Origin of the sequence: Amycolatopsis pretoriensis (genome assembly GCF_900107925.1) — a bacterium.
In the GTDB taxonomy this organism is placed as follows: Bacteria; Actinomycetota; Actinomycetes; order Mycobacteriales; family Pseudonocardiaceae; genus Amycolatopsis; species Amycolatopsis pretoriensis.
Map to the genome: position 1 here is coordinate 509,771 of NZ_FNUJ01000005.1, position 23,668 is coordinate 533,438.

General features: G+C 71.6%; 24 protein-coding genes. 22 read left to right on the forward strand and 2 right to left on the reverse strand.

All coding sequences use genetic code 11. The annotated features are described in order from the left end of the window. Nucleotides 1–213: 213 nt before the first annotated feature. The 15 genes from BLV96_RS24265 (at nt 214) to BLV96_RS24335 (ending at nt 15,208) form a co-directional block, all read left to right on the forward strand. Complete coding sequence (locus BLV96_RS24265) at nt 214–1,725, forward strand: long-chain-fatty-acid--CoA ligase (RefSeq protein WP_086677843.1); 1,512 nt, start codon at nt 214–216, stop codon at nt 1,723–1,725. 10 nt (nt 1,726–1,735) lie between these two features. Beyond that, nucleotides 1,736–1,972 carry a glutaredoxin family protein gene (locus tag BLV96_RS24270; protein WP_086677844.1) on the forward strand — a complete coding sequence of 79 codons (237 nt, stop codon included), beginning with the start codon at nt 1,736–1,738 and terminating at the stop codon, nt 1,970–1,972. A gap of 65 nt (nt 1,973–2,037) precedes the next feature. Continuing rightward, the gene (locus tag BLV96_RS24275; protein WP_086677845.1) at nt 2,038–3,594 is read left to right on the forward strand and encodes a molybdopterin-dependent oxidoreductase; all 1,557 of its coding nucleotides are present in this window, start codon (nt 2,038–2,040) and stop codon (nt 3,592–3,594) included. Between the two features lie 337 nt (nt 3,595–3,931). Continuing rightward, nucleotides 3,932–4,846 carry a redox-sensing transcriptional repressor Rex gene (locus tag BLV96_RS24280; protein ID WP_086677846.1) on the forward strand — a complete coding sequence of 305 codons (915 nt, stop codon included), beginning with the start codon at nt 3,932–3,934 and terminating at the stop codon, nt 4,844–4,846. Continuing rightward, nucleotides 4,843–6,150, forward strand: a complete 1,308-nt coding sequence (locus BLV96_RS24285) for a glutamyl-tRNA reductase (RefSeq protein WP_086677847.1) — start codon at nt 4,843–4,845, stop codon at nt 6,148–6,150. The genes BLV96_RS24280 and BLV96_RS24285 overlap by 4 nt, the downstream gene beginning before the upstream one ends. A 20-nt stretch (nt 6,151–6,170) precedes the next feature. Then, nucleotides 6,171–7,100, forward strand: coding sequence for a hydroxymethylbilane synthase (gene hemC / locus BLV96_RS24290; protein ID WP_086677848.1), 930 nt, complete (start codon nt 6,171–6,173; stop codon nt 7,098–7,100). Nucleotides 7,101–7,187: 87 nt separating this feature from the next. Further along, nucleotides 7,188–8,720, forward strand: coding sequence for a bifunctional uroporphyrinogen-III C-methyltransferase/uroporphyrinogen-III synthase (locus BLV96_RS24295; RefSeq protein WP_086677849.1), 1,533 nt, complete (start codon nt 7,188–7,190; stop codon nt 8,718–8,720). A 162-nt stretch (nt 8,721–8,882) separates the two neighbouring features. Beyond that, the gene (gene hemB / locus BLV96_RS24300; protein ID WP_086677850.1) at nt 8,883–9,854 is read left to right on the forward strand and encodes a porphobilinogen synthase; all 972 of its coding nucleotides are present in this window, start codon (nt 8,883–8,885) and stop codon (nt 9,852–9,854) included. 17 nt (nt 9,855–9,871) lie between these two features. Continuing rightward, the gene (locus BLV96_RS24305) at nt 9,872–10,408 is read left to right on the forward strand and encodes a hypothetical protein (RefSeq protein ID WP_086677851.1); all 537 of its coding nucleotides are present in this window, start codon (nt 9,872–9,874) and stop codon (nt 10,406–10,408) included. Then, nucleotides 10,405–10,851: a hypothetical protein gene (locus BLV96_RS24310; protein WP_086677852.1), complete on the forward strand. Its 447-nt coding sequence runs from the start codon at nt 10,405–10,407 to the stop codon at nt 10,849–10,851. The genes BLV96_RS24305 and BLV96_RS24310 overlap by 4 nt, the downstream gene beginning before the upstream one ends. A 161-nt stretch (nt 10,852–11,012) precedes the next feature. Next, nucleotides 11,013–11,351, forward strand: a complete 339-nt coding sequence (locus tag BLV96_RS24315) for a hypothetical protein (protein WP_086677853.1) — start codon at nt 11,013–11,015, stop codon at nt 11,349–11,351. A gap of 62 nt (nt 11,352–11,413) precedes the next feature. Further along, nucleotides 11,414–12,712 carry an efflux RND transporter periplasmic adaptor subunit gene (locus BLV96_RS24320; protein ID WP_086677854.1) on the forward strand — a complete coding sequence of 433 codons (1,299 nt, stop codon included), beginning with the start codon at nt 11,414–11,416 and terminating at the stop codon, nt 12,710–12,712. Beyond that, a complete protein-coding gene (locus BLV96_RS24325; protein ID WP_086677855.1) occupies nt 12,709–13,428 on the forward strand; it encodes an ABC transporter ATP-binding protein in 720 nt (239 codons plus the stop codon). The genes BLV96_RS24320 and BLV96_RS24325 overlap by 4 nt, the downstream gene beginning before the upstream one ends. After that, nucleotides 13,425–14,627: an ABC transporter permease gene (locus BLV96_RS24330; protein ID WP_086677856.1), complete on the forward strand. Its 1,203-nt coding sequence runs from the start codon at nt 13,425–13,427 to the stop codon at nt 14,625–14,627. The genes BLV96_RS24325 and BLV96_RS24330 overlap by 4 nt, the downstream gene beginning before the upstream one ends. Nucleotides 14,628–14,638: 11 nt before the next feature. After that, entirely contained in the window at nt 14,639–15,208 is a 570-nt protein-coding gene (locus BLV96_RS24335; protein WP_167379713.1) for a DUF5666 domain-containing protein, read from the forward strand. Here BLV96_RS24335 and BLV96_RS24340 read toward each other — a convergent pair. Next, nucleotides 15,205–15,681, reverse strand: coding sequence for a TspO/MBR family protein (locus BLV96_RS24340; protein WP_086677857.1), 477 nt, complete (start codon nt 15,679–15,681; stop codon nt 15,205–15,207). The two genes, BLV96_RS24335 and BLV96_RS24340, sit on opposite strands and share 4 nt — an antisense overlap. Before the next feature lie 60 nt (nt 15,682–15,741). Here BLV96_RS24340 and hemL point away from each other — a divergent pair, with 60 nt between their 5' ends. From hemL to BLV96_RS24375, 7 genes are all read left to right on the forward strand, one after another. Continuing rightward, a complete protein-coding gene (hemL, locus tag BLV96_RS24345) occupies nt 15,742–17,043 on the forward strand; it encodes a glutamate-1-semialdehyde 2,1-aminomutase (RefSeq protein ID WP_086677858.1) in 1,302 nt (433 codons plus the stop codon). Further along, on the forward strand, nt 17,040–17,666 hold the full coding sequence (locus tag BLV96_RS24350; protein ID WP_086677859.1) for a histidine phosphatase family protein: 627 nt from the start codon (nt 17,040–17,042) through the stop codon (nt 17,664–17,666). Before hemL ends, BLV96_RS24350 begins: the two co-directional genes overlap by 4 nt. Then, a complete protein-coding gene (locus BLV96_RS24355) occupies nt 17,663–18,226 on the forward strand; it encodes a TlpA family protein disulfide reductase (protein ID WP_086677860.1) in 564 nt (187 codons plus the stop codon). Before BLV96_RS24350 ends, BLV96_RS24355 begins: the two co-directional genes overlap by 4 nt. A gap of 385 nt (nt 18,227–18,611) precedes the next feature. Further along, complete coding sequence (locus tag BLV96_RS24360; RefSeq protein ID WP_086677861.1) at nt 18,612–19,385, forward strand: cytochrome c biogenesis CcdA family protein; 774 nt, start codon at nt 18,612–18,614, stop codon at nt 19,383–19,385. Next, a complete protein-coding gene (resB, locus tag BLV96_RS24365; protein WP_086677862.1) occupies nt 19,382–20,977 on the forward strand; it encodes a cytochrome c biogenesis protein ResB in 1,596 nt (531 codons plus the stop codon). The genes BLV96_RS24360 and resB overlap by 4 nt, the downstream gene beginning before the upstream one ends. Nucleotides 20,978–20,980: 3 nt before the next feature. Continuing rightward, complete coding sequence (gene ccsB, locus BLV96_RS24370; protein ID WP_086677863.1) at nt 20,981–21,949, forward strand: c-type cytochrome biogenesis protein CcsB; 969 nt, start codon at nt 20,981–20,983, stop codon at nt 21,947–21,949. Between the two features lie 76 nt (nt 21,950–22,025). After that, nucleotides 22,026–23,420, forward strand: a complete 1,395-nt coding sequence (locus BLV96_RS24375) for a MinD/ParA family ATP-binding protein (protein ID WP_086677864.1) — start codon at nt 22,026–22,028, stop codon at nt 23,418–23,420. On the opposite strand, the gene BLV96_RS24380 is transcribed toward BLV96_RS24375, so the two are convergent. After that, nucleotides 23,417–23,599, reverse strand: coding sequence for a hypothetical protein (locus BLV96_RS24380; RefSeq protein ID WP_086677865.1), 183 nt, complete (start codon nt 23,597–23,599; stop codon nt 23,417–23,419). The two genes, BLV96_RS24375 and BLV96_RS24380, sit on opposite strands and share 4 nt — an antisense overlap. Between the last annotated feature and the right edge of the window lie 69 nt (nt 23,600–23,668).

The window sequence follows — 23,668 nt, forward strand, 5'->3', positions numbered from 1 at the left end:
GGGCAAGCAAGTTCGTCACGGCGACTCCCTCTCTCCGGTCGTAGCGGTGATCAACACCACCCCACGACGCAGTGCAGCATACGTGTAGTTACCGCGAAGTAGGTAGTGGCTCCGGGGTTGTGCAGACGCGACGCTCGCGGTCAGCACCCATGACGTCGCTCCGAATGACAGACTTGCAACGGTTTGGGCCGGGCGAGGAGAGGTGGATCGCGCGTGAGTGCTCCAGAGGGGACGCAGCCGGGGGTCGGCGGGCTGCTCACACGGGCCGCGACGACGTGGCCGGACCACCCGGCCGTGCGCGAGACCGGCACCGGGCGCGGCCTGTCCTACCGCGAGCTCGAGGCCGTGGTCCAGGCGCAGGCCGGGCGGCTCGCGGACGCGGGTGTCGAGCCCGGCGACCGGGTCGCGCTGCGGCTGCCGACGTCGGTGGACTTCGTGGTCGCGTTCTTCGGCGCTCTGCGCGCCGGCGCGATCGTCGTGCCGCTCTCGCCGCAGGCGCCGGGACCCGAGCTCGAGAAGCTCCTCGAGCACAGCGGTGCCAAGGTTGTCATCACGCGCGACGCCGACGAGGAGCTCCCCGACGGCGTGACGGGTCTCACTCCGGAATCCGACCCGGATGGAGCAGTCGAATCCGTCGATGCGGGCCGCGCGGGCGAGGACATCGCCGTCGTCTCCTACACCTCGGGCACCACCGGACCGCCCCGCGGCGTGATGCTGTCGCACCGCGCGCTGCTGGCGAACCTGGCGCAGATCAGCGGTGTCGAGGGCGCGCTGGAGCACGACGACCGCGTGCTGATCACCATCCCGCTCTTCCACGTCTACGGCCTCGGCCCCGGCCTGCTGCACGCGGTCGAGGTCGGCGCGACCGCCGTCCTGTCCGAACGCTTCGAGGCGCAGCGGACGCTGGACGACTGCGCCGAGCACGGCGTCACGACGATCACCGGCGTCCCGACGATGTACACGGAGTTCGCCGCGCTCGGCACCGATGAGCTGCGCGCGAAGCTGACGACCGTCCGGCGGATGACCTCGGGAGCCGCGCCGCTGCACCCCAAGGTGCTCGGCGCGATCCGCGAGGCCACCGGCCTGGACGTCTTCGAGGGCTACGGGCTCACCGAGTGCGCGCCCGTGGTGACGTCGACGCTGGTCACGGGCTACCCGAAGCCGGGTTCGGTCGGGCGGCCGCTGCCCGGGATCGAGCTGCGGCTGGTCGACAGCGACGGCACCGACCAGGCCGTGCCGCTCGACCCGGACGACGTCGACGACGTCTTCGAGGCCGAGGGCGAGACCGGCCTGGTGTCGATCCGCGGCGCCAACCTGTTCTCCGGCTACTGGCCCGACGGCGGCCACGGCCCGGACGCCGACGGCTGGTTCCGCACCGGCGACGTCGGCTACCTCGACGTCGACGGCGACCTGCACCTGGTCGACCGGGCCAACGACCTGATCATCGTCAACGGCTTCAACGTCTTCCCGCACGAGGTCGAGGAGGTCATCGGGCAGCTGCCCGAGGTGACCGAAGCCGCGGTCGTCGGGGTCGTGGACGAGCGAAGCGGCGAAGCGGTGAAGGCGTTCGTGGTGCCGACGGCCGGGGCGTCGCTGTCGGAGCAGCAGGTCGTCGACCACTGCGCGGCCCACCTCGCGGGGTACAAGGTGCCGCACGCGGTCGAGTTCGCCGAGTCGCTGCCGCATTCGGCGACCGGCAAGCTGCGCCGCGTCCGGTTGCGGTAGGACTGACGGCATGGCGCACGAAGTGACGGTCATGGGCCGCGACGGCTGCCACCTCTGCGAGGTCGCGGAGGCGGAGGTCGCCCGGATCTGCGGCGAGCTGGGGGTCCCCTGGCGCGCGGAGGACGTCGACACGGACCCGGAGTGGCGCGCGGAGTACGGCGACCGCGTCCCGGTCATCCTGGTCGACGGCGCCGAGCACGGGTACTGGCGCGTCGAGGAGGACCGGCTGCGGAAGGCGCTCGGCTGAAGCCGTAACCGGCTCGTAAGGGGGATCGAGCAGCCGCTTCACGCTTCCGCTCCGAAGATGGAGGCGTGAGCACTCTGCAGGAAGCGCCGCCCGAAGCGCCCCGGCGGCTTTCGCTGCCCGTCGCGACCCTCATCGGGCTGCTCGCGCTGGCCGCGGCCCTCGGTGTCGGGCACCTGGTCGCCGGGTTCGTCGGCTACACGGCCTCGCCGTTCATCGCGGTGGCCAACTACGTCATCGACCACAGCCCGACCCCGATCGTGAAGTGGGCCGAGCGGACGCTGGGCACGTGGGACAAGCCGGTCCTCAAGCTCGGGCTGGCCGTCGTGCTCGTGCTGTTCGCGCTGCTGGCCGGGCAGCTCTCGCGCCGGACACCCCGCGCCGGGCAGGTCCTCGTCTTCGTGCTCGGCGCCGCCGGCGTCGCGACCGTGTACGCGCGCAGCGACCTCGGGCAGGTCTCGCTGCTCGCCCCGGTCGCCGCGCTCGTCGCCGGGCTGGTGGTGTTCACTCAGCTCCACCGGCTGGCGCTGCCGCCGGACGTCGTCCACGACCGCGGGTTCGACCGGCGGAAGTTCCTCCGGGCCGGCGTCGGGGTCGTCGCGGGCTCGGGGGTAGCCGCCGTCGTCGGGCAGGTGGCCGGGACCAGCTCGAACGCCGAGGACTCGCGGGCCGCCGTCGGGCCGCTCGTCCCCGCGCGGACCGCGCCGGCACTGCCCGCGGACGCCGACTTCGCGAAGCTCGGCTCACCGCCGTTCATCACGCCGAACGGCGACTTCTACCGCATCGACACCGCGCTGGTCGTCCCGCAGATCCGCACCGAGGACTGGAGCCTGAAGATCCACGGGATGGTCGATCGCGAGGTGACCTTCTCCTACGCCGACATCCGCAACCGGCCGCTGGTCGAGCGGCGCGTCACGCTGACGTGCGTGTCCAACGAGGTCGGCGGCCCGCTGATCTCGAACGCGACCTGGCTCGGCGTCGACCTCGTCGACCTGCTCGACGAGGCGGGCGTGCACGCGAGCGCCGAGCAGATGTACGCGACCAGCGTCGACGGCTGGACGTGCGGCACCCCGGCGAACGTGGCGCTGGACCCGCAGCGCGGCGCGATGCTGGCGATCGGCATGAACGGCGAGCCGCTGCCGATCGAGCACGGCTTCCCGGCGCGGATCGTGATCCCGGGGTTGTACGGGTACGTGTCCGCGACGAAGTGGGTCGAGTCGCTGGAGTTCGCGAAGTGGGACGACCGGCAGGCGTACTGGCTCAGCCGCGGCTGGGCCGAGCAGGCGCCGATCAAGACGGAGTCCCGCATCGACACCCCGACCGGCTTCGCGAAGGTCAGCGCGGGCAAGGTCCGGCTGGCCGGGACGGCGTGGGCGCAGCACACGGGCATCGCGAAGGTCGAGGTCCGGCTGGACCAGGGCGCGTGGCAGCCCGCGGTGCTGTCGGCCGAGGTGAGCAAGGACACCTGGCGCATGTGGTGGATCGAGCTGGACGTGCCGAAGGGGACGCACCAGGCGTTCGTCCGGGCGACCGACCAGGACGGCTACACGCAGACGGAGAACCGCGCGGACCCGGTCCCGGACGGTGCGACCGGCTGGCACTCGGTGAGCCTCGACGCGAGCTGACGGCGACCAGCCCGCCGAAGCCGTTCACCGCGCCCGGTGGCCCGCCTGCCGCGCCGCCGGTGCGGGTCCGCGATCACGCCCGGCGCGCGCCGGTGGGCGGAAGTGCCTGGCGGGCAAGGATTCTGACACCGCGTCATGATCGTGGCCACCCCTGAACCGCCTCCGACCAGTGACTTTGTGCGTGCGTTCACAAGTGGTCTACCGTAGGACCATCGCCCCCGGGCGGTCCGCATCGAACCGGACCTCGTGCCCTGGGTCAAGACACAGTTCGGAACGGCCGTGGCGATGGCCGCCGGGCGCACAGCTTCATTTCGGACAGCGGGCAGGAGACGACGGCGTGGTGACACAGCGGGGGAGGCGCGACGCGGCGGACTCCCCGGGCCGGGCCCCGCGCCGGCCACGCCGGCCGGCCACCCCGGACGCCGACAACGCCCCCACCGCCGAAATGCCGGCCGTCCCGGCCGGGCGCAACGGGGATGCCCCCGAGGCCGTCCGGGCGAAGTCCATCCCGGAAGCCGCCGTCGCCCGCCTCGCCGTCTACCTCCGGGTGCTGTCCGGGATGTCGGAACAGGGCGCGACGACCGTTTCGAGCGAAGAGCTCTCGCAAGCCGCCGGGGTCAATTCCGCGAAATTGCGCAAAGACCTCTCCTACCTCGGGTCGTACGGCACCCGCGGCGTCGGCTACGAGGTCAGCGTCCTGGTCAGCCAGATCGAGCGCATCCTGGGCCTGACCCGGCAGCACAAGGTGGCCGTGGTCGGGATCGGCAACCTCGGGCACGCGCTGGCCAACTACGGCGGCTTCCCGGGGCGCGGTTTCCCGGTCGAGGCCCTGTTCGACCTGGACGCGGACCTGATCGGCGTGCCCGTCGGCGGCCTCCCCGTGTCGCACATGGACGACATCCCGCGGATCTGCGCCGAACGCGGCATCTCCATCGGCGTGATCGCCACCCCGCCCACCGCCGCGCAATCGGTGTGTGACCGGCTGGTCGCGGGCGGTGTCCAGTGCATCCTCAACTTCGCCCCCGTCGTGTTGCAGGTTCCTGCTCACATCGAGGTCCGCAAAGTGGATTTGGCCGTGGAGCTGCAGATACTCTCGTTCCACGTGGCCCGCCGCGCGGATGACGCCGCCGGCAATCAGGGCAATTCCGGATTACCCGGTGCGGGCCTGCCGTCCGACAATGGGTCTGTCGGCAAGGGCGGCCGGAACGGTTCGGGTCCGGACGGCGGACGGGAAGTGGTGGTGCGCTCATGAGCGTGTTGGCGGTCGGTCTCTCGCACCGGAGTGCGGAGCTGAGCACGCTCGAACGCGTCGCGATCCCCGCGCCGGAGATCGGCAAGGTGCTCGACGAACTGCAGCAGGCCGAGCACGTCAGTGAGGTCATGCTCGTCTCGACGTGCAACCGGATCGAGGTCTACGCGGTCGTCGAGACCTTCCACGGCGGCCTCGACGACGTCACCCGCGTGCTGTCCCGCCAGGCCGGGATGGAAACCGCCGAGCTCTACGACAGCCTGTACGTGCACTACGCCGGCGCCGCGGTCGAGCACCTCTTCTCGGTCACCTCGGGCCTGGACTCGATGGTCGTCGGCGAGACGCAGATCCTCGGCCAGATCCGGTCCGCCTACGCCACCGCGCGCGAGGCCGGCACCGTCGGCCGCACGCTGCACGAGCTGATCCAGACCACGCTGCGCGTCGGCAAGCGCGTCCACTCCGAGACCGGGCTCGACCAGCTCGGCGCGTCGGTCGTGTCCGAGGCGCTCGCCGCGGCCGGGGACGTCGCCGGCAAGCACGCCGTCATCGTCGGCGCCGGCTCGATGGGCGCGCTGAGCGCGTCCCAGCTGCGCAAGGCCGGGATCGGCGAGATCACCGTCGCCAACCGCACCGACGCCCGCGCCCGCCGGCTCGCCGCGAACGTCACCGAGCAGGGCGTGCCGGCCCGCGCGATCCCGCTGTCGCACGTCGCCGACGCCGTCCGCGACGCCGACGTCGTTATCTGCTGCACCGGCGCCCAGGACGCCGTCTTCACGCGAGAGCACGTGCTGCCGCGCGGCGGTCGCGCCCTGGTCGTCTGCGACCTCGGCCTGCCCCGCGACGTCGACCCCGAGGTCGGCGAGCTCGCCGACACCCGCGTCGTCGACCTGGCCACCGTGCAGCGCCGGATGCGCGAAGCCGGCACCCCGACCACCGAACGCCAGACGGCCAAGGCGACCGGGATCGTCCTCGACGAGGTCCGCGACTACCTCGCCGGGCAGCGCAGCGCCGAGGTGACCCCGACCGTGACGGCGTTGCGCCGCCGCGCCGCCGAGGTCGTCGACGCCGAGCTGCTCCGGCTGGACAACCGCCTGCCCGAACTGGACGGCGCGGTCCGCGAAGAGGTCGGCCGCACGGTCCGCCGGGTGGTCGACAAGCTGCTGCACGCGCCGACGGTGCGGGTCAAGCAGCTGGCCGCCGAGACGGCCGACACCGACTACGCGAACGCGTTGCGAGAACTGTTCTGCCTCGACCCGCAGGCACCCGCCGCGGTGGCGAGCCCGAAGCCCCCACCAGAGAAGAAGTAGCAGTGACCAGAGTCATTCGCATGGGTACGCGCGGTTCGAAGCTCGCGCTCACCCAGACCGGGACCGTCGCCGACGCCCTGCGCGCCACCGGCGTCGAGGTCGAGATCGTCAAGGTGACCACCCCCGGTGACAAGTCGATGGCGCCGATCGCGACGATCGGCGTCGGCGTCTTCACCTCCGCGCTGCGGGAAGCCCTGCTGCGCGGCGATGTCGACGTCATCGTCCACTCGTACAAGGACCTGCCGACCGCGCCGGAGCCGGGCATCACGCTCGCCGCCGTGCCGCCGCGCGAGGACCCGCGGGACGCCCTGATCGCGCGCGACGGGCTGACCCTGGGCGAGCTGCCGCCGGGTTCGACGGTGGGCACGGGCGCCGCCCGGCGGACCGCGCAGCTGCGTGCGCTGGGTCTCGGTTTGGAAATCGTGCCGATTCGCGGCAATATCGACACCCGCATGCGCAAGGTGACCGACGGCGAGCTCGATGCCGTGGTGCTCGCGCGTGCCGGACTGGCCAGGGTCGGTCTGGTCGAGGCGATCACCGAGACCCTCGACCCGATCCAGATGCTGCCGGCGCCCGCCCAGGGCGCGCTGGCGGTGGAGTGCCGGTCCGCGGACGTGGACATCGAGCAGCTGCTCGCGTCCACAGTGGACGACGAGGGCACGCGGGTCGCGGTGACGGCCGAGCGGGCCCTGCTGGCCGCGCTCGAGGCGGGGTGCAGCGCGCCGGTGGGCGCGCTCGCCGAGATCGTCGAAGATCTCGACGCCGACGGCAAGGTCGTGGAACGGATCTCGCTGCGCGGCACCGCCGCGGTCGACGGCGAGAACGGCGCGGTGGACATGGTCCGGGCCTCCGCGCTGGCCGACAAGGACCAGGCCGCCCAGCTGGGCAAGGACCTGGCCGCCGAGCTGCTGGACCTCGGAGCCGGAGCCCTCTCCGGACCCGCTCAGTAGCGCTCTCGCGAGCGCTTCCGAAAAGACGTGTAGGAGACCTGCGTCCGTGCGATCCCGCACGGCCGCCGCAAGAGGAGAAACGCACAGATGACCCCCGCGCGAAAGACCACCGGGCGCGTAGCGTTCGTGGGCTCCGGCCCCGGCGACGCCGGCCTGCTCACGGTCCGTGCCCAGGAGCTGCTGACCAAGGCCGAGGTCGTGGTGACCGACCCCGACGTCCCCCAGGCGGTGCTGGCCATGGCCGCCGAGGGCGCCGAGGTCCGGCCCGCCGTCGGCGAGGCCGCCGAGGTCGCCAAGGACCTCACCGCCGAGGCCAAGGCCGGCCGGCTCGTGCTGCGCCTGGTGGCGGGCGACCCGCTGACCACCCCGGCCGTGGTGGCCGAGGTGCAGGCGGTCGCGCGCACGAGCGCCGTGTTCGACGTCATCCCGGGTGTGTCGCCGGCCGCGGCCGTCCCGGCGTACGCGGGCGTCGCGCTGGGCGGCACGCACACCGAGGTCGACGTCCGCGGCGACGTCGACTGGGCGGCCCTGGCCGCCTCGCCCGGCCCGCTGGTGCTGCACGCGTCGTCGGCGCACCTGGCCGAGGCCGCTTCGGCCCTGACCGGCAACGGCGTCCCGTCGTCCACCCCGGTCGCGGTCACCGCCAACGGCACCATCAACACCCAGCGCACCCTCGACACCACGCTCGAGAAGGTCGCCAACGACGCGGGCGAGCTCGTCGGGCCGCTGATCGTCACGATCGGCCAGGCCGCCGGGCACCGCTCGAAGCTGTCGTGGTGGGAGTCGCGCGCGCTGTACGGCTGGAAGGTCCTGGTGCCGCGCACCAAGGAGCAGGCCGGCGAGATGGCCGAGCGCCTGCGCGGCCACGGCGCGACGTCGCACGAGGTGCCGACGATTTCGGTCGAGCCGCCCCGCAGCCCGGCGCAGATGGAGCGGTCGGTCAAGGGCCTGGTCGACGGCCGCTACCAGTGGATCGTCTTCACCTCCACCAACGCGGTCCGCGCGGTGTGGGAGAAGTTCGAGGAGTTCGGGCTCGACGCCCGCGCGTTCTCCGGCGTGAAGATCGCCTGCGTCGGCGAATCGACCGCGGCGAAGGTGCGCTCGTTCGGCATCATCCCGGAGCTGGTCCCGTCGGGCGAGCAGTCGTCGGAAGGCCTGCTGGCCGAGTTCCCGCCGTACGACGACGTGCTCGACCCGGTCGACCGCGTGCTGCTGCCGCGGGCTGACATCGCCACCGAGACGCTGTCGGCCGGCCTGCGCGACCGCGGCTGGGAGATCGACGACGTGACGGCCTACCGGACCGTCCGGGCCGCCCCGCCGCCCGCCGAGACCCGCGAGATGATCAAGACCGGCGGCTTCGACGCGGTCTGCTTCACCTCGTCCTCGACCGTGCGGAACCTCGTCGGCATCGCCGGCAAGCCGCACACCCGCACGCTGGTCGCGTGCATCGGCCCGAAGACCGCGGAGACCGCGGTCGAGTTCGGGCTCCGGGTCGACGTCCAGCCGGAGAAGGCCGACGTGCCGCACCTGGTGGACGCTCTCGCCGAGCACGCTGCCCGGCTGCGCGCCGAGGGTGCGCTGCCGCCGCCGCGCAAGGCGAAGCGGGCCCGCCGCTCCTGAAGTCCGACGTACTGAACGACTCGTTCATGTCGCCTGATGACATGAACGAGTCGTTCAGTGCATTCGGGCCCGCGTGTCGCCGACCGCCCGCTGACCGGTCCCGGCGGGCCGCTGAGCACCCTTACGGAACTCCGCCGAGCAGGGCGGGGGTAACTTGGAGGGGTGTTCCCAGAGCATCGTCCCCGCAGGCTCCGCACCACCCCGGCCATGCGCAGGCTGGTGGGTGAGACGACGCTGCGGCCACGCCAGCTGATCCTCCCGATGTTCGTCGCCGAAGGCCTCGACCAGCCGAAGGCGATCGCGAGCATGCCCGGCGTCTTCCAGCACACCCGGGACACGCTGCGGAAGGCCGCCGTCGACGCGGTCAACGCCGGCGTCGGCGGGCTGATGCTGTTCGGCGTCCCGGCCACGCGCGACGCCGAGGGTTCCGGCGCGGTCGACGAGAACGGCATCCTCAACGTCGCGCTGCGCGACCTGCGCCACGAGCTGGGCGACGCCACCGTGCTGATGGCCGACACCTGCCTCGACGAGTTCACCGACCACGGCCACTGCGGCGTCCTGGACGCCGACGGCGGGGTCGACAACGACGCCACCCTGCGCCTCTACGCCGAGATGGCCGTCGCGCAGGCCGAAGCCGGGGCGCACGTGCTCGGGCCGTCCGGGATGATGGACGGCCAGATCGGCGTCATCCGCCGCGCGCTCGACGAGGTCGGGCACAGCGACAAGGCGATCCTCGCCTACTCCGCGAAGTACGCCAGCGCGTTCTACGGCCCCTTCCGCGAGGCCGTCGACTCGCAGCTCAAGGGCGACCGCAAGACCTACCAGCAGGACCCGGGCAACGGCCGTGAGGCGCTGCGCGAGATCGAGCTGGACCTCGCCGAGGGCGCGGACATGGTCATGGTCAAGCCCGCGCTGTCCTATTTGGACGTCATCAAGGCGGCCGCCGACATCTCCCCGGTCCCGGTGGCGGCGTACAACATCTCGGGCGAGTACGCGATGGTCGAGGCCGCCGCGGCGAACGGCTGGCTGGACCGCGAACGGACCGTCCTCGAGGTGCTTACTTCGATCCGCCGCGCGGGTGCCGACCTGATCCTCACGTACTGGGCCGCCGAGGCCGCTGCCTGGCTGGACTGACGTATTAGAGTCCCCCCGTGGACGACAAAGAGGACCTGACGGGTCTGACCGACGACGAACGGCGCAAACTGGGCCGCTCGCCGGACCCGCTGCTGCCGGGCCAGGTCGCGACGCAGGTGGCCCCGCCCGGACCCGTGCGGGTGTCCTTCTGGTTCTGGGTCGCCGGCGGTCTCGTGCTGATCGGCGGCCAGGTGCTCACCCTGGTCCTCAAGCAGCAGCTGATCGACCAGCTGATCAAGCAGAACCGCGAGGCGGGCCGCCAGTTCGACGCGGCGGCGGTGGCGAGCGGCACCACCACGCTGGTCTGGGTGCTGTTCGTCGGGGCGGTGGTGTTCGCACTGCTGATGGCGCTGTTCGCGTACAAGGCCCGCGAAGGCACCCGCTCGGCGCGCACGGTGCTGACGTGGCTCGCGATCGCGTGCGTGCTGTTCCAGTTCGCGCTGTTCAGCAACGTGCCGTCGGTCGTCGCGGCGCTGCTGTTCGTGATCGCGCTGGTCCTGATGTACCTGCCGTCGGTGCGCGACTTCTTCCCGAAGGCCGGCAGCAAGCCGTGAGCGACCGGCTCTACGCGGAGTCCGGCGTGAGCTGGGCCGCCCTCGTGTGGGGCCCGGTGTTCGCGCTGCTCGGCGCGTTGGCGGAGCTGGTCACGGGCGGGCCGGTGCACGTGGTGGGCTGGCTGATGGTCGGGTTCGGGCTGTGCGTGATCACGGTGCCGTGGGTGTACGCGCGCCGCCGGTTCCTCTCGCTGGAAGTGACGACGACGCAGCTGCGCCAGGGTCGCGAGAAGGTCCCGGCGGACCAGCTGGCCTCGGTGACGGACGTGGGGGTCCCGGTGGGGGCGCGGGTGCTGGGCGGCGGCTGGACGGTGCCGCGCAAGTACGACTCGCTCCCGGTCGAGCTGGCGGACGGCACGGTGGTCTTGGCGTGGGCGAAGGACGTCGAAGCCCTGCAGGACGCGCTGGACCGGCTCGTGCGGGCGACGCCGAAGGAAGCATGAGCCGCCTCGCCGTGGCTGAAGGGCACCTTCAGTGCATCTGATGCGAGGAAGGTGCCCTTCAGTGCGTCTGACGTAGGGAAGGTGCCCTTCAGCCGCAGGCTGGGACGCGCTGGACCGGCTCGTGCGGGCGACGCCGAAGGAAGCATGAGAAAATCGCTTCCGTGATCGACCTCCCGCAGCCCACCGGGGCCGAGCTCTGGCCGCCAAAAGAAGCCGGCCCGCAGGCCCGGCTGCACAAGCCGTGGCGGATGCTCGTCGCCGTCGTGGAAGTCGTGCTCGCCGTCGCCGCCGGGTGGGCCGCCTACGCCCTCTGGCACGGCGGCCGCGCCGTCGTCGTCACGCGGACCGATGACGGTGCCGTTCTCGAGTCGCACCGGTACTTCGGGGGCATGCTCGCCGCCGCCATCGGGCTCGGCACCGTGGCCGCGATCCTGCTGGTCGACGCCGTGCGTCAGCTGTTGCTCGCCGTGCGTGCGCGGCACCGCGCGCCGAAGGCCTGATACACAGCTCCCGCACAGGGAACGAACAGTCAATTGCTAAGCAGCGGCAGCACTGTTGCCGCATGACGCGCGTGCGTGCCTCGAAGGCATGGGTGATCAACGGTGCTCTGGTCGTACTGCTGGCCGGAGCGGCTTTCGGGATATACCAGGCATTCAGCCCCGAACCGAGCACGGCGCAGGCGCAGACGCGCAGCACCCAGGTGCGCCGCGCGACGGTCACCGAGACCATCTCCGCCGCCGGGACCCTCGCCAGCAGCTACACCGGCGCGGCGAACTTCTCGACGGCCGGCAAGGTCACCTCGATCGACGTGAAGGTCGGCGACGTCGTCAGCGCCGGGCAGAAGCTCGCCACCGTCGACAGCACGCAGGCAGCGAAGCAGCTTCAGGTCGCGAAGGCGAACCTCGCGGTCGCACAGGACAGCCTGGACTCCGCCGAGGACGCCGAAGACACCCCGGCGACCAGCCAGAACGGCCAGAACTCCCAGAACAGCACGCAGTCCGCGGCCAACAACGTCACCTCGGCGCAGGCGAAGCTCGACCAGGCGCAGCTCGACGTCCAGACCGCGCAGGAGAGCCTCGACAACACCACGCTCTACGCGCCCGGCGCCGGCACGGTCACCGCGGTCAACGGCACCGTCGGGCAGCAGTCCTCCAGCGGCTCGGCGAGCAGCTCCCAGTCGACGTCGAGCAGCAGTGGCAGTGGTCAGGGCGGGCAAGGCTCGTCCACCAGCTCCGCGGCGAGCGCCAGCAGCAGTTCCAGCAGCGGCTTCATCACCATCACGAACATGACCGGCCTGGTCGTGAACACCTCGGTCGCCGAGATCGACGTCAGCAAGGTCAAGACCGGCCAGAAGGCCACCGTCACGTTGAACGCGCTGCCGGACAAGCCGATCCAGGCCACCGTCTCGAGCATCAACCTGACCCCGACGACCAGCGGCAGCGTCGTCTCCTACGGCGCACAGCTCGCGCTGACCGACCCGCCGGACGGGCTACGGCCCGGCCAGTCGGCGAGCGTCGTGATCACCGTCGCCTCCGCCGAGAACGCGCTGAGCGTGCCGGCCGCGGCCGTGACGACCGCCGGCAACACCAACATCGTCACCGTGCAGGAGAACGGCCAGAACGTGCCGCGCCAGGTGCAGGTCGGCATCCGCGGCGAGTCGACCGTCCAGATCACGTCCGGGCTGACCGAGGGCGAGAACGTCGTGCTCACCGGGGCCTCGTCGACCACCGGCACCGGCCGGACCGGCACCGGGACCGGCGGCACCGGTGGGTTCCCGGGCGGCGGGACCGGCGGGTTCCCCGGCGGCGGCCAGCGCGGCACCGGCACGGGCGCCGGCGGTGGCTTCGGCGGCCGCGGGTGAACCCGGCGCACGCGAAGCCGGTGATCGCGGTCTCCGGGCTGCGCAAGACCTACGGCGCCGGCGAGACGGCGGTGCACGCCCTGCGCGGGGTCGACCTCACCGTGTGGCCCGGCGAGTACGTCGCGATCATGGGCGCGTCGGGCTCGGGCAAGTCGACGCTGCTGAACATGCTCGGCTGCCTCGACGTCCCGACGTCCGGCCAGTACCTCCTGGACGGCTTCGGCGTCGGCAGGCTGAACGAACGGCAATTGGCGTTGCTGCGCAACCGGAAGATCGGGTTCATCTTCCAGTCGTTCAACCTGGTGCCGCGGACGTCCGCACTGTCCAATGTGGAATTACCACTGGTCTACAGTGGACTGCGCCGGGCCGAACGCCGGCGCCGCGCGCTCGCCGCGCTCGACATGGTCGGGCTGTCCGACCGCGCCAAGCACCTGCCGAGCGAGCTGTCCGGCGGCCAGATCCAGCGCGTCGCCGTGGCCCGCGCCCTGGTCACCGGCCCGGCGATGCTGCTGGCCGACGAGCCGACCGGCAACCTCGACCGCCGCAGCACCGAAGACGTCCTCGGCGTGTTCGACCGGCTCAACCGGCTCGGGCGCACCATCGTCGTCATCACGCACGAGGACGAGGTCGCCGAGCACGCGCGGCGCGTGGTGCGGGTCGACGACGGCCTCATCGTGTCGGACGAGATCACCCGCGCGGTCGGAGCGCTCACGTGAACTTCCTCGAAATCCTGCGCTTCGCCGTCCGCGGGCTCACCGCGAACAAGCTGCGCTCGGCGCTCACCACGCTCGGCATCACCATCGGCGTCGCCGCGGTGATCCTGCTCGTCGCGGTCGGCAACGGCGCGTCGGCGGCCATCGCGGCCAGCATCCAGGGTCTCGGCACCAACGTCGTCAACGTCTCCCCGGCGCGCGGCGGCGGGCAGGGCGCCTCGGCGCGGCCGCTGACCGTCCAGGACGCGCACGCGCTCGTCGACCCGGTCGGCGCGCCGGACGTCAAGGCCGCGTCGCCGGTGGTGAACACCACGGCGACCGCCACCTACGGGCAGACGTCGTACGACATTTCCAGCGTCGCCGGTACCGAACCGGCGTACTTCACGACGACCAACCGCGACCTCGCCCAGGGTCAGCTGTTCACCAGCGAGGACGTCTCGGCCGCGCGCAAGGTCGTCGTCCTCGGCCCGACGACGGCGGAGTCGATCTTCGGCACGGCGGACCCGGTCGGCAAGAACGTGCTGCTCAACAGCATCCAGTTCACCGTGATCGGCGTGCTGCAGGCCAAGGGCAGCACCGGGCTGCAGAACGCCGACGACGTCGCGATCGCGCCGATCTCGGCCGTCCAGAACTCCCTGGCCGGCTACGGCAGCCTCAGCCAGATCGCGGTCCAGGCCACCAGCGCGGACTCGGTGTCGCTGGCCCAGTCGGAGATCACCGCGATCCTCAACGCCCGCCACGGCATCCGGCTCGGCGGCACCGCCGACTACCAGATCCAGAACTCCGAGCAGCTGCTCGCGACCCGGACGTCGGCGACCGAGACGTTCACCGTCCTGCTGGCCGCGGTCGCGGCGATCTCGCTGCTGGTCGGCGGCATCGGCGTCACCAACATCATGCTGGTGACCGTGACCGAGCGGATCCGCGAAATCGGCATCCGCAAGGCCATCGGCGCCCCGCGCGCGGCCATCCTCGGCCAGTTCCTCGCCGAAGCGACCATGCTCAGCCTGTTCGGCGGGCTGCTCGGCGTCGCGATCGGGATCGTCGGCAGCCGGTTCACCATCTCCGGGATCAAACCGGTCGTGGTGCCCTCGTCGATCCTGCTCGCCTTCGCGGTGTCCGCCCTGATCGGGCTGTTCTTCGGCAGCTTCCCGGCGAACCGGGCCGCCAAGCTGCGGCCGATCGACGCCCTGCGTCACGAATAAGGAGCCTTCGCATGACCACGAAACCGCCACTTTCACGTGAAAGTGCCGACCAGGGGGCGGAGCTTTCACGTGAAAGCTCCGCCGAGGAGATCGTCGCCAGCCCGGCGGTCGAGGGTGATCTCAACGCCGAAATGCGCCGGGCCGCGAAGCCCTTCTCGCGCACGACGCTGGTGCTGGCCGGGCTCGTCGTCCTCGCGATCGCGTTCGGCGGCGGCGCCTGGACGCACGCGGCGTTCGGCTCGTCGTCAACCTCGACGCCCACCCGGCCGAGCGGCGCCCAGGGCGGGACCCAAGGCGGGACCGGCCAGACCGGCGGCACCGGCCAAGGCGGCTTCCGCGGCGCGGGCGGCGGCCGCGGCACCACCGGCACGGTCGACCACGTCGACGGCACCACCGTCTACGTGAAGACCGCGCAGGGCCAGGACGTCAAGGTGTCCACATCGGACTCGACCACGGTCGGCGTCACCCAGCAGGGCAAGCTTTCGGACCTCAAACCGGGCGCGACGGTCACCGTCCAGGGCCAGGCGGGCGAGGACGGCACGGTGACCGCGCAGGCCATCACCCAGCAGGCGGCGCGCTAGTTGAGCGCGACGATCGCGGTGTTCAGCGCCGTCGCGTAGAGGATCCAGGCGAGGTAGGGCACCAGCAGCGCGGCGGCGGCCTTCGACCGGCGGGCGAACAGGACGATCGTGACGACCACCACGACGTCCAGCACGACGATGTCGACGAGCGCCGCCTTCGCCGCGCCGCCCTCGAAGAACAGCGGCGTCCACAGGAGGTTGGCCAGCAGGCCGATGCCGTAGGCGGCGAACCCGCGGGTCTCGCCGTCGGTGCGCCAGTACAGCCACCCGGCCAGCGCGATCGTGCCGTACAGCACCGTCCACACCGGACCGAACCAGGTCGCCGGCGCCGCCCACGACGGCTGCTCGAGCCGCGCGTAGACGTCCTTCGCCGAGGTCGCGGCCAGTGCGGCGACCACGGCCACCACGGCGACGACGCCGAAGAAGCCGGCCAGCACCAGCCACGGGTTGCGCTGCGGGACGCGATCGGTCACCGGCTGTTCCCCTCCCGGGCGGCGTCCGGCCATCTTAGGGGGATTTGGGAGTATGGAGAGGTGAGCACTGGAACCGAGCAGTCCAAGGCGTGGTTCGACCGCGCGAAGGCGGCCATCCCGGGCGGGGTGAACTCGCCGGTCCGGGCGTTCAACTCCGTGGGCGGCACCCCGCGCTTCATGGTCCGCGGCGAGGGCCCCCACCTGTGGGACGCCGACGGCAACCGCTACGTCGACCTGGTGTCGTCCTGGGGTCCGATGATCCTGGGCCACGCGCACCCGCACGTCGTCGAGGCGGCGCGCAAGGCGGCGACGTCCGGGCTGTCGTTCGGCACGCCGACGATCGGCGAGGTCGAGCTGGCCGAGGAGATCGTCAACCGCGTCGAGCCGGTCGAGCAGGTGCGCCTGGTCAACTCGGGCACCGAGGCGACGATGAGCGCGATCCGGCTGGCCCGGGGCTTCACCGGCCGGTCGAAGATCGTGAAGTTCGCCGGGTGTTACCACGGTCACGTCGACGCGCTGCTCGCCCAGGCCGGCTCCGGCGTCGCGACGCTCGGGCTGCCGACGTCGCCGGGTGTCACCGGCGCCCAGGCCGCGGACACGCTGGTGCTGCCCTACAACGACCTCGACGCCGTCCGGCAGTCCTTTGTGGACAACCCGGGCGAGATCGCCGCGGTGATCACCGAGGCCGCGGCCGGCAACATGGGTGCGATCGCGCCCGACGAGGGCTTCAACGCGGGCCTGCGCGACCTGGCCCACGAGCACGGCGCGCTGCTCGTCATGGACGAGGTGATGACCGGGTTCCGTGTCTCGAGCGCGGGCTGGTTCGGCCTCGAAGGCGTGGCCGGCGACCTCTACACGTTCGGCAAGGTGATGTCCGGCGGGCTGCCGGCCGCGGCCTTCGGCGGCCGCGCCGACGTGATGGCGAAGCTCGCCCCGGGCGGGCCGGTCTACCAGGCCGGGACGCTGTCCGGGAACCCCGTCGCGGTGGCCACGGGCCTGGCGACGCTGCGCGCGGCCGACCACGCCGTGTACGCGGCGCTGGACGCCAACTCGAAGCGGCTCGGCGACCTCTTCCGCCGCGAGCTCAGCAACGCCGGCGTTGCGAACAACGTCCAGTACGCGGGCAACTTGGTAAGCGTGTTCTTCGGCGAAGCGCCCGTACGCGACTACGCGGGCGCGCAGGCGTCCGAGACGTGGCGCTACCCGGCGTTCTTCCACGCGCTGCTCGACGCGGGCGTGTACGGGCCGCCCAGCGCGTACGAGGCCTGGTTCGTCAACGCGGCCATGGACGACGAAGCGTTCTCGGTGATCGAAGCGGCCCTGCCCGCGGCGGCGCGCGCGGCGGCGGAGGCGGTCAAGTGACCACCGTCGTCCACATGCTTCGCCACGGCGAAGTGCACAACCCCGAGAAGATCCTCTACGGCCGGCTGCCCGGCTACCGGCTGTCCGAGCGCGGGCAGCGGCAGGCGCTGACGGTCGCCGAGGCCGTCGCGGGCCACGACCTGGTGCACGTCGTCGCGTCGCCGCTGCAGCGCGCGCAGGAGACAGCTGGGCCGATTGCCGCGGCGCACCGCCTCGACATCGCGACCGATGAAGGGCTGATCGAGGCGGGAAACCAGTTCGAGGGCCTGCACGTGGCGGTCGGCGACGGCGCGCTGCGGGAGCCCCGGCACTGGCCGAAGCTGGTGAACCCGTTCAAGCCGTCGTGGGGCGAGCCGTACATCGAGATCGCGCACCGGATGCTCGGCGCGGTGCACCGCGCCCGCTCCGCCGCGGAGGGTCACGAGGCGCTCTGCGTGTCGCACCAGCTGCCGATCTGGACGTTGCGCCGGTTCCTCGAGGGCAAGCGCCTGTGGCACGACCCGCGGCGCCGCCAGTGCTCGCTGGCGTCGCTGACCTCGCTGGTCTTCGACGGCGACGAGCTGCGCGAGATCGTCTACAGCGAGCCCGCCGGGACGACCGACCCGAAGGTGACCGGGGCATGAAACGGGTCTTCTTGGCGGCCGTCGCGCTGCTGGCCTTGGCCGGGTGCAGCAGCGGCAAGGACGCGGTGGTGCAGGGGAGCAGCTTCAGCTTCGTCTCCCCGGGCGGCAAGGTCGACATCACGTACGACCTCGCCCAGCGCCAGACCGCGCCGGTGCTGGCCGGGGAAGACCTGATGAACGAGGGCAAGCAGCTGTCGCTCGCGGACTACCCGGGCAAGGTCGTGGTGCTCAACCTCTGGGGCCAGTGGTGCGGGCCGTGCCGCACGGAGGTGCCGGAGATGGAGGCGGTGGCCAAGCAGGGCGTCCAGGTGGTCGGCATCGACGTCCGCGACCCGGCGCGCGAGGTGGCGCAGGACTTCGTGCGGGACCGGAAGCTGACGTACCCGTCGATCTACGACCCGGACGGGCGGGTGCTGCTCAAGCTGAGCGGCTACCCGCGCAACATCATCCCGTCGACGATCGTGCTGGACAAGCAGCACCGGGTGGCGGCGGTGTTCCTGCGTCCGGTGCTGGCCCAGGACCTGCTCCCGGTGACCCAGAGGTTGGCAGCCGAAGCCTGATCGCGATCGAGGGAGTTCCCGGTCTTTCCCCGGCAGCCGGCCGCACGCTGCGCCTTTGACTGAACACGAGCAACAAAACAGGTGCACGCGAACCTGTCCGGCGCCCGCTACGGGCCCAAGGTGGAGTGGGGTTCGCCGCCGGCGAACCCCACTTCCAACCGGCAGCCGGCGGCATGATCGGCACCCAACCAGACCCCTCCCCCCACCCCGATCGGAAGCCAGAACACGCACTCCCGTCCGTAGTCACAATCGGGCTTCGGGTGGTGGCCCACCACACGAGTGGCCGCCGGAACGGGTGGGACCAAGGTCCTGAACTGCTGTGACCGAGGTCCTGTGAACCGGCCCCGGAGTTCTCACCGGGACCTCACTGCCTACCCTCAACGGGGTGAACTCCGTGACCGAGCTGGCGATCTCCGGACCGCTGCTGCTCGCCGCGGGCGTCGCGCTGCTGGCCGGGACGATCTCCTTCGCCTCGCCCTGCGTCGTGCCGCTCGTGCCGGGGTACCTCGCGTACCTCGCCGCGCTCGTCGGCGCGGACGCTCCCGCGGTCAGCGTGGACGAGGAGCGCAAGAAGGGCCGGTGGGCTGTTGTCGGCGCCGCCTTGCTCTTCGTGCTCGGGTTCACCGTCGTCTTCGTCGCCACGCTGGGCACCCTGGTCTGGCTGACCGCCACGCTCACCCTCAACCAGGACGTGCTCCAGCGCGTCGGCGGGGTCCTGACCATCGCGATGGCGCTCGTTTTCCTCGGCTGGATCCCGGGCCTGCAGCGCGAGGTGCGCTCGCACCGCGTCCCCGGTGGCGGGATCTGGGGCGCGCCGCTGCTCGGCGCGGTCTTCGGGCTCGGCTGGACGCCGTGCATCGGCCCGACGCTCTCGGCCGTCACCACCCTGGCCAGCGCGACCGGCGGCGCCGCGGCCCGCGGTTACCTGCTGATCGCCGTCTACTGCCTCGGCCTCGGGGTGCCGTTCCTGCTCATCGCGCTCGGCGCCCGCTGGGCCGTGCGCGCCACCGACTGGGTGCGCCGCCACGGCCGTCAGGTGCAGATCTTCGGCGGCGTGCTGCTGATGATCGTCGGCATCCTGCTGGTCACCGGCGTGTGGGGAGATCTGATGGGCTGGCTCCGCAACGAGCTCGCGGGCAACCTGGAGCTGCCGCTGTGACGACCACCGAAGCGCCCCCGAAGACCCCGCAAGGTCCGACGCCCGCGAAGCGCACCTTCGCCTTCGTCCGCAACACCTGGCGCGGCCTGACGTCGATGCGCACCGCGCTCGTCCTGCTCTTCCTGCTCGCCCTGGCCGCCCTGCCCGGCGCGCTCCTGCCGCAGCGGAAGCTCAACGCCCCCAAGGTCGACGAGTACATCGCCGCGCACGGCTGGTGGGGCACCCTGCTCGACAAGCTCGAGTTCTACGACGTCTACTCCAGCATCTGGTTTTCGGCCATCTACCTGCTGCTGATGATCTCGCTGGTCGGCTGCCTGACCCCGCGCAGCTTCGACTACGTCAAGGCGATGCGCGCGAAGCCCGTGCTGACCCCGCGCAACCTCGCGCGGATGCCGCACTACCGGCTGGGCCGCGGCAAGTCCGACGTCAATGCCGAACTTGCCGCCGTCCACAAGCAACTGTCCGGCTGGCGCCGCGTCGAGCGCGAAGAGGCCGACGGCGTCCGCACGATCTCCGCCGAACGCGGGTTCCTGCGCGAGACCGGCAACCTGCTCTTCCACTTCAGCATGCTCGGCCTGATCGTGTTCTTCGCGCTCGGCAAGCTCTTCGGCTACGAGGGCCAGGTCATCGTCCAGGCCGACGGCAGCTCGTTCTGCAACTCCGGCATCTACAACTACGACTCCTTCAACGCGGGCCTGCGCGTCGACGGCACCGACCTCGACCCGTTCTGCGTGAAGGTCAACGACTTCACCGTGCGCTACACCCCGGCCGGCGAGCCGGAGTACTACCACTCGAACATCGAGTACCAGTCCGGCCCGGACCTGGAGACGAACACCTGGCGGCCGTACGGCCTCGAGGTCAACTCGCCGCTGCGCACCGCCGGCGACCGCGTCTACCTGCTCGGCCAGGGCAACTCGCCGCAGTTCACGGTGACCTTCCCGGACGGGGAGAAGCGCACCCAGAACACCCAGTGGCGCACGGTCGACCCGACCACGATGCTCGCCGAGGGCGCGACGAAGTTCGACCAGCCCGGCATCACCGACGAGGTCCAGCGGCGCACGCGCCAGCTGGCCATCACCGGCCTGCTCGCGCCGACGGCGTTCCTGCACGGCAACGTGCTGACGTCCTCGGCGCCGGAGACGAAGGACCCCCAGGTCGCCGTCGACATCATGCGCGGCGACCTCGGCCTGGACGCCGGGCGCGGCCAGTCGGTGTTCGAGATCGACCAGTCGCTCGTCGACGACGGCCGGCTGAAGAAGATCGCCCGCGAAAACCTGAAGGTCGGCCAGGAGATCAAGCTGGACGACGGCACGAAGATCCGCTTCGACGGCGTCAACCACTGGGTTTCCCTGCAGGTCTCGCACGACCCGACGCAGGGGTTCGTGCTCGGCTTCGCCATCGCGATGTTCCTCGGCCTCGGCGCGTCCCTGCTGGTCAAGCGCCGTCGGCTGTGGGTGCGGGTGAAGCCGGGGACCGAAGACGACCCGGGTACCGTGATCGAGGTCGCCGGACTGGCCCGCACCGACCAGGCCGGGTACGGCGAAGAGTTCCACAAGATCAGTGAACGCCTGATCAGTGGTCAGAAGGGCTGAGGCATGCCGATCAACGAGACGCTGTCGCAGTACAGCGACTGGCTGTACACCACCGCCGCGGCGATCTACGTCGTCGCGCTGATGATGACGCTGGTCGAGCAGGGCTTCGGCGCCAAGGGCCGGCTCGCCACCGAGCGGGCCAAGCTGCGGGCGCGCGAGCTCGTCGGCGCCGGCGGGCCGCCGGTCGAGGAGGTCCAGGCCGCGCAGCGCACGTCCGGGCGCCCCGAGCGGATCGGCAAGATGGGCGCGTCGCTGCTCGTGCTCGGCGCGCTGCTGCAGCTGTCGGCGATCGTGCTGCGCGGGCTCGCCGTGCACCGCGCGCCGTGGGGCAACATGTACGAGTACGGCATGGCGGTCACCTTCATCACGGTGGTCACCTGGATCGTCGTGATGTGGAAGTTCCCGGTCCGCCACCTGACCGGCTTCCTGCTGCTGCCCGTCGTGATCCTGATGTTCATCAACGGCACGCTGCTGTACACGACCGCGGCGCCGGTGCAGCCCGCGCTGCAGTCGTACTGGCTGGTCATCCACGTCTCCGCGGCCATCATCGGCTCCGGCGTCTTCCTGGTGCCGGGTGTCGCGAGCGTTCTTTACCTCTTCCGCGCGGCCTACGAGAAGGACGAGACGAAGTTCGCCCGGTTCGCCTCGAAGCTTCCCGCGGCCGACGTCCTCGACCGGATCGCCTACCGGACGACGATCTTCGCCTTCCCGGTCTTCACCTTCGGCGTGCTCTGCGGCGCCGTCTGGGCCGAGTCGGCCTGGGGCCGGTTCTGGGGCTGGGACCCCAAGGAGACCGTCGCGTTCATCGCCTGGGTCATCTACGCGGCCTACCTGCACTCGCGGGCGACCGCGGGCTGGCGCGGGGCCCGCGCCGCGGCGATCAACATCGTGGGGTTCGCCGCGATGATCTTCAACCTGTTCTTCGTGAACCTGGTCACCGCGGGCTTGCACTCGTACGCCGGGGTGGGCTGAGCAGGCCGCGAGTCCGCCGACTACCGTCGTCACCAGGGGGCGTGATGTCGGGCGGAGTGCGCGGAGGTTTACACCGGTGACCGGACCCAGCGAAGAATCGGCTCCTGGCCACCCCGAACAGGCCGAACAGCAGCCCGCGGCGGCTGAACCGAGCCTGTTCGCCGAAGACCGGACGGACTCGCACCCGCATCCGGAGCCGCCGGCCGCGCTCGACGCGCAGCCGACGCAGGCCGTCGCGCCGCCGCCCAACCCGGCGGTGTCGGGACCGCACCAGGTCAATCCGGCGGTGTCCGGGCCCCACCAGGTGCCGAACCCGGCCGTGTCGGGACCGCACCAGGTCAACCCCGCCGTCTCCGGGCCGCACCAGGTGAACCCGGCGGTGTCCGGGCCGCACCAGGTGCCCCAGGGCTACGGCTACGACCAGAACCTGCCGCCGCTGCAGCCGCAGTACACGCAGGCCCAGTACCAGCAGCAGCAGGCGTCCGGGCTCCCGCAGCCCCAGGGCGGCCGGCACGCGGCACCGCAGCAGCCGGGCCACGGCCACGACCTCTCGACCGCGCACCTGGTCAAGCAGGTCAAGCGGCCCCCGCAGTCGGGCTGGCGCAAGGCCGTCTACGTCGGCTCCGGCAAGCTGATCAACCCCGGCGAGAGCCCGGCGGACACCCAGCGCCGCGACCTGATCGCGCGCGTCAACCAGCCGCTGCGCGGGTGCTACAAGATCGCGATGCTGTCGCTGAAGGGCGGCGTCGGCAAGACGACCGTGACGACGACGCTCGGGGCGACGTTCGCCTCCCTGCGCGGCGACCGCGTGGTGGCCGTGGACGCGAACCCCGACCGCGGCACGCTGTCGCAGAAGCTCCCGCTGGAGACGACGGCGACGGTCCGCCACCTCCTGCGCGACGCGGCCCGGATCACGCGCTACAGCGACGTCCGGTCGTACACGTCCCAGGGCGCCAGCCGGCTGGAGATCCTCGCGAGCGAGCAGGACCCGGCCGTCTCCGAGGCGTTCTCCGAGGAGGACTACCGGCGCACGGTCAACCTGCTCGAGCACTTCTACAACATCGTGCTCACCGACTGCGGCACCGGCCTGATGCACTCGGCGATGAAGGGCGTCCTGGACGTCGCGGACGCGCTGGTGGTCGTGTCGTCGGGCTCGGTCGACGGCGCCCGCAGCGCCTCGGCGACCCTCGACTGGCTCGAGGCGCACGGGTACGGCGAGCTGGTCAAGCGCTCGGTGGCGGTGATCAACTCGGTCCGCCCGAAGGGTGGCTCGGTCGACCTCGACAAGCTGTCGGCCCACTTCGGGGCGAAGGTCCGCGCGGTCTGCAAGATCCCGTTCGACCCGCACCTGGAAGAGGGCGCGGAGATCGAGCTGGACCGCTTGACCGGGGACACGCGCCTGGCGTTGCTGGACCTGGCGGCCACGGTGGCCGACGGTTTCGCCACCCCGCTTTCGCAGGGTTACCGCTAGCCCTCCTCGTCCCGGCGCTTGCGCTGCTGTTCGGCCAGCTGGCGCAGGAAGTCGGGATCGTCGTCCGGAGCGATCGGAGCGCGGCGCGGCGGCGAAGTGACCATCCGCTGACCGGCGAACGACCGCCACAGGAGCAGGGCGACGACCAGCGCGCCGACCGCCGCGAGCAGAGCGAGCATGCCGGATCCTTCCGTGTGGGTCCCCCGAGGTTAACCCGTCGGACGGGGTTTCGGCCCGAACCCGTCGGG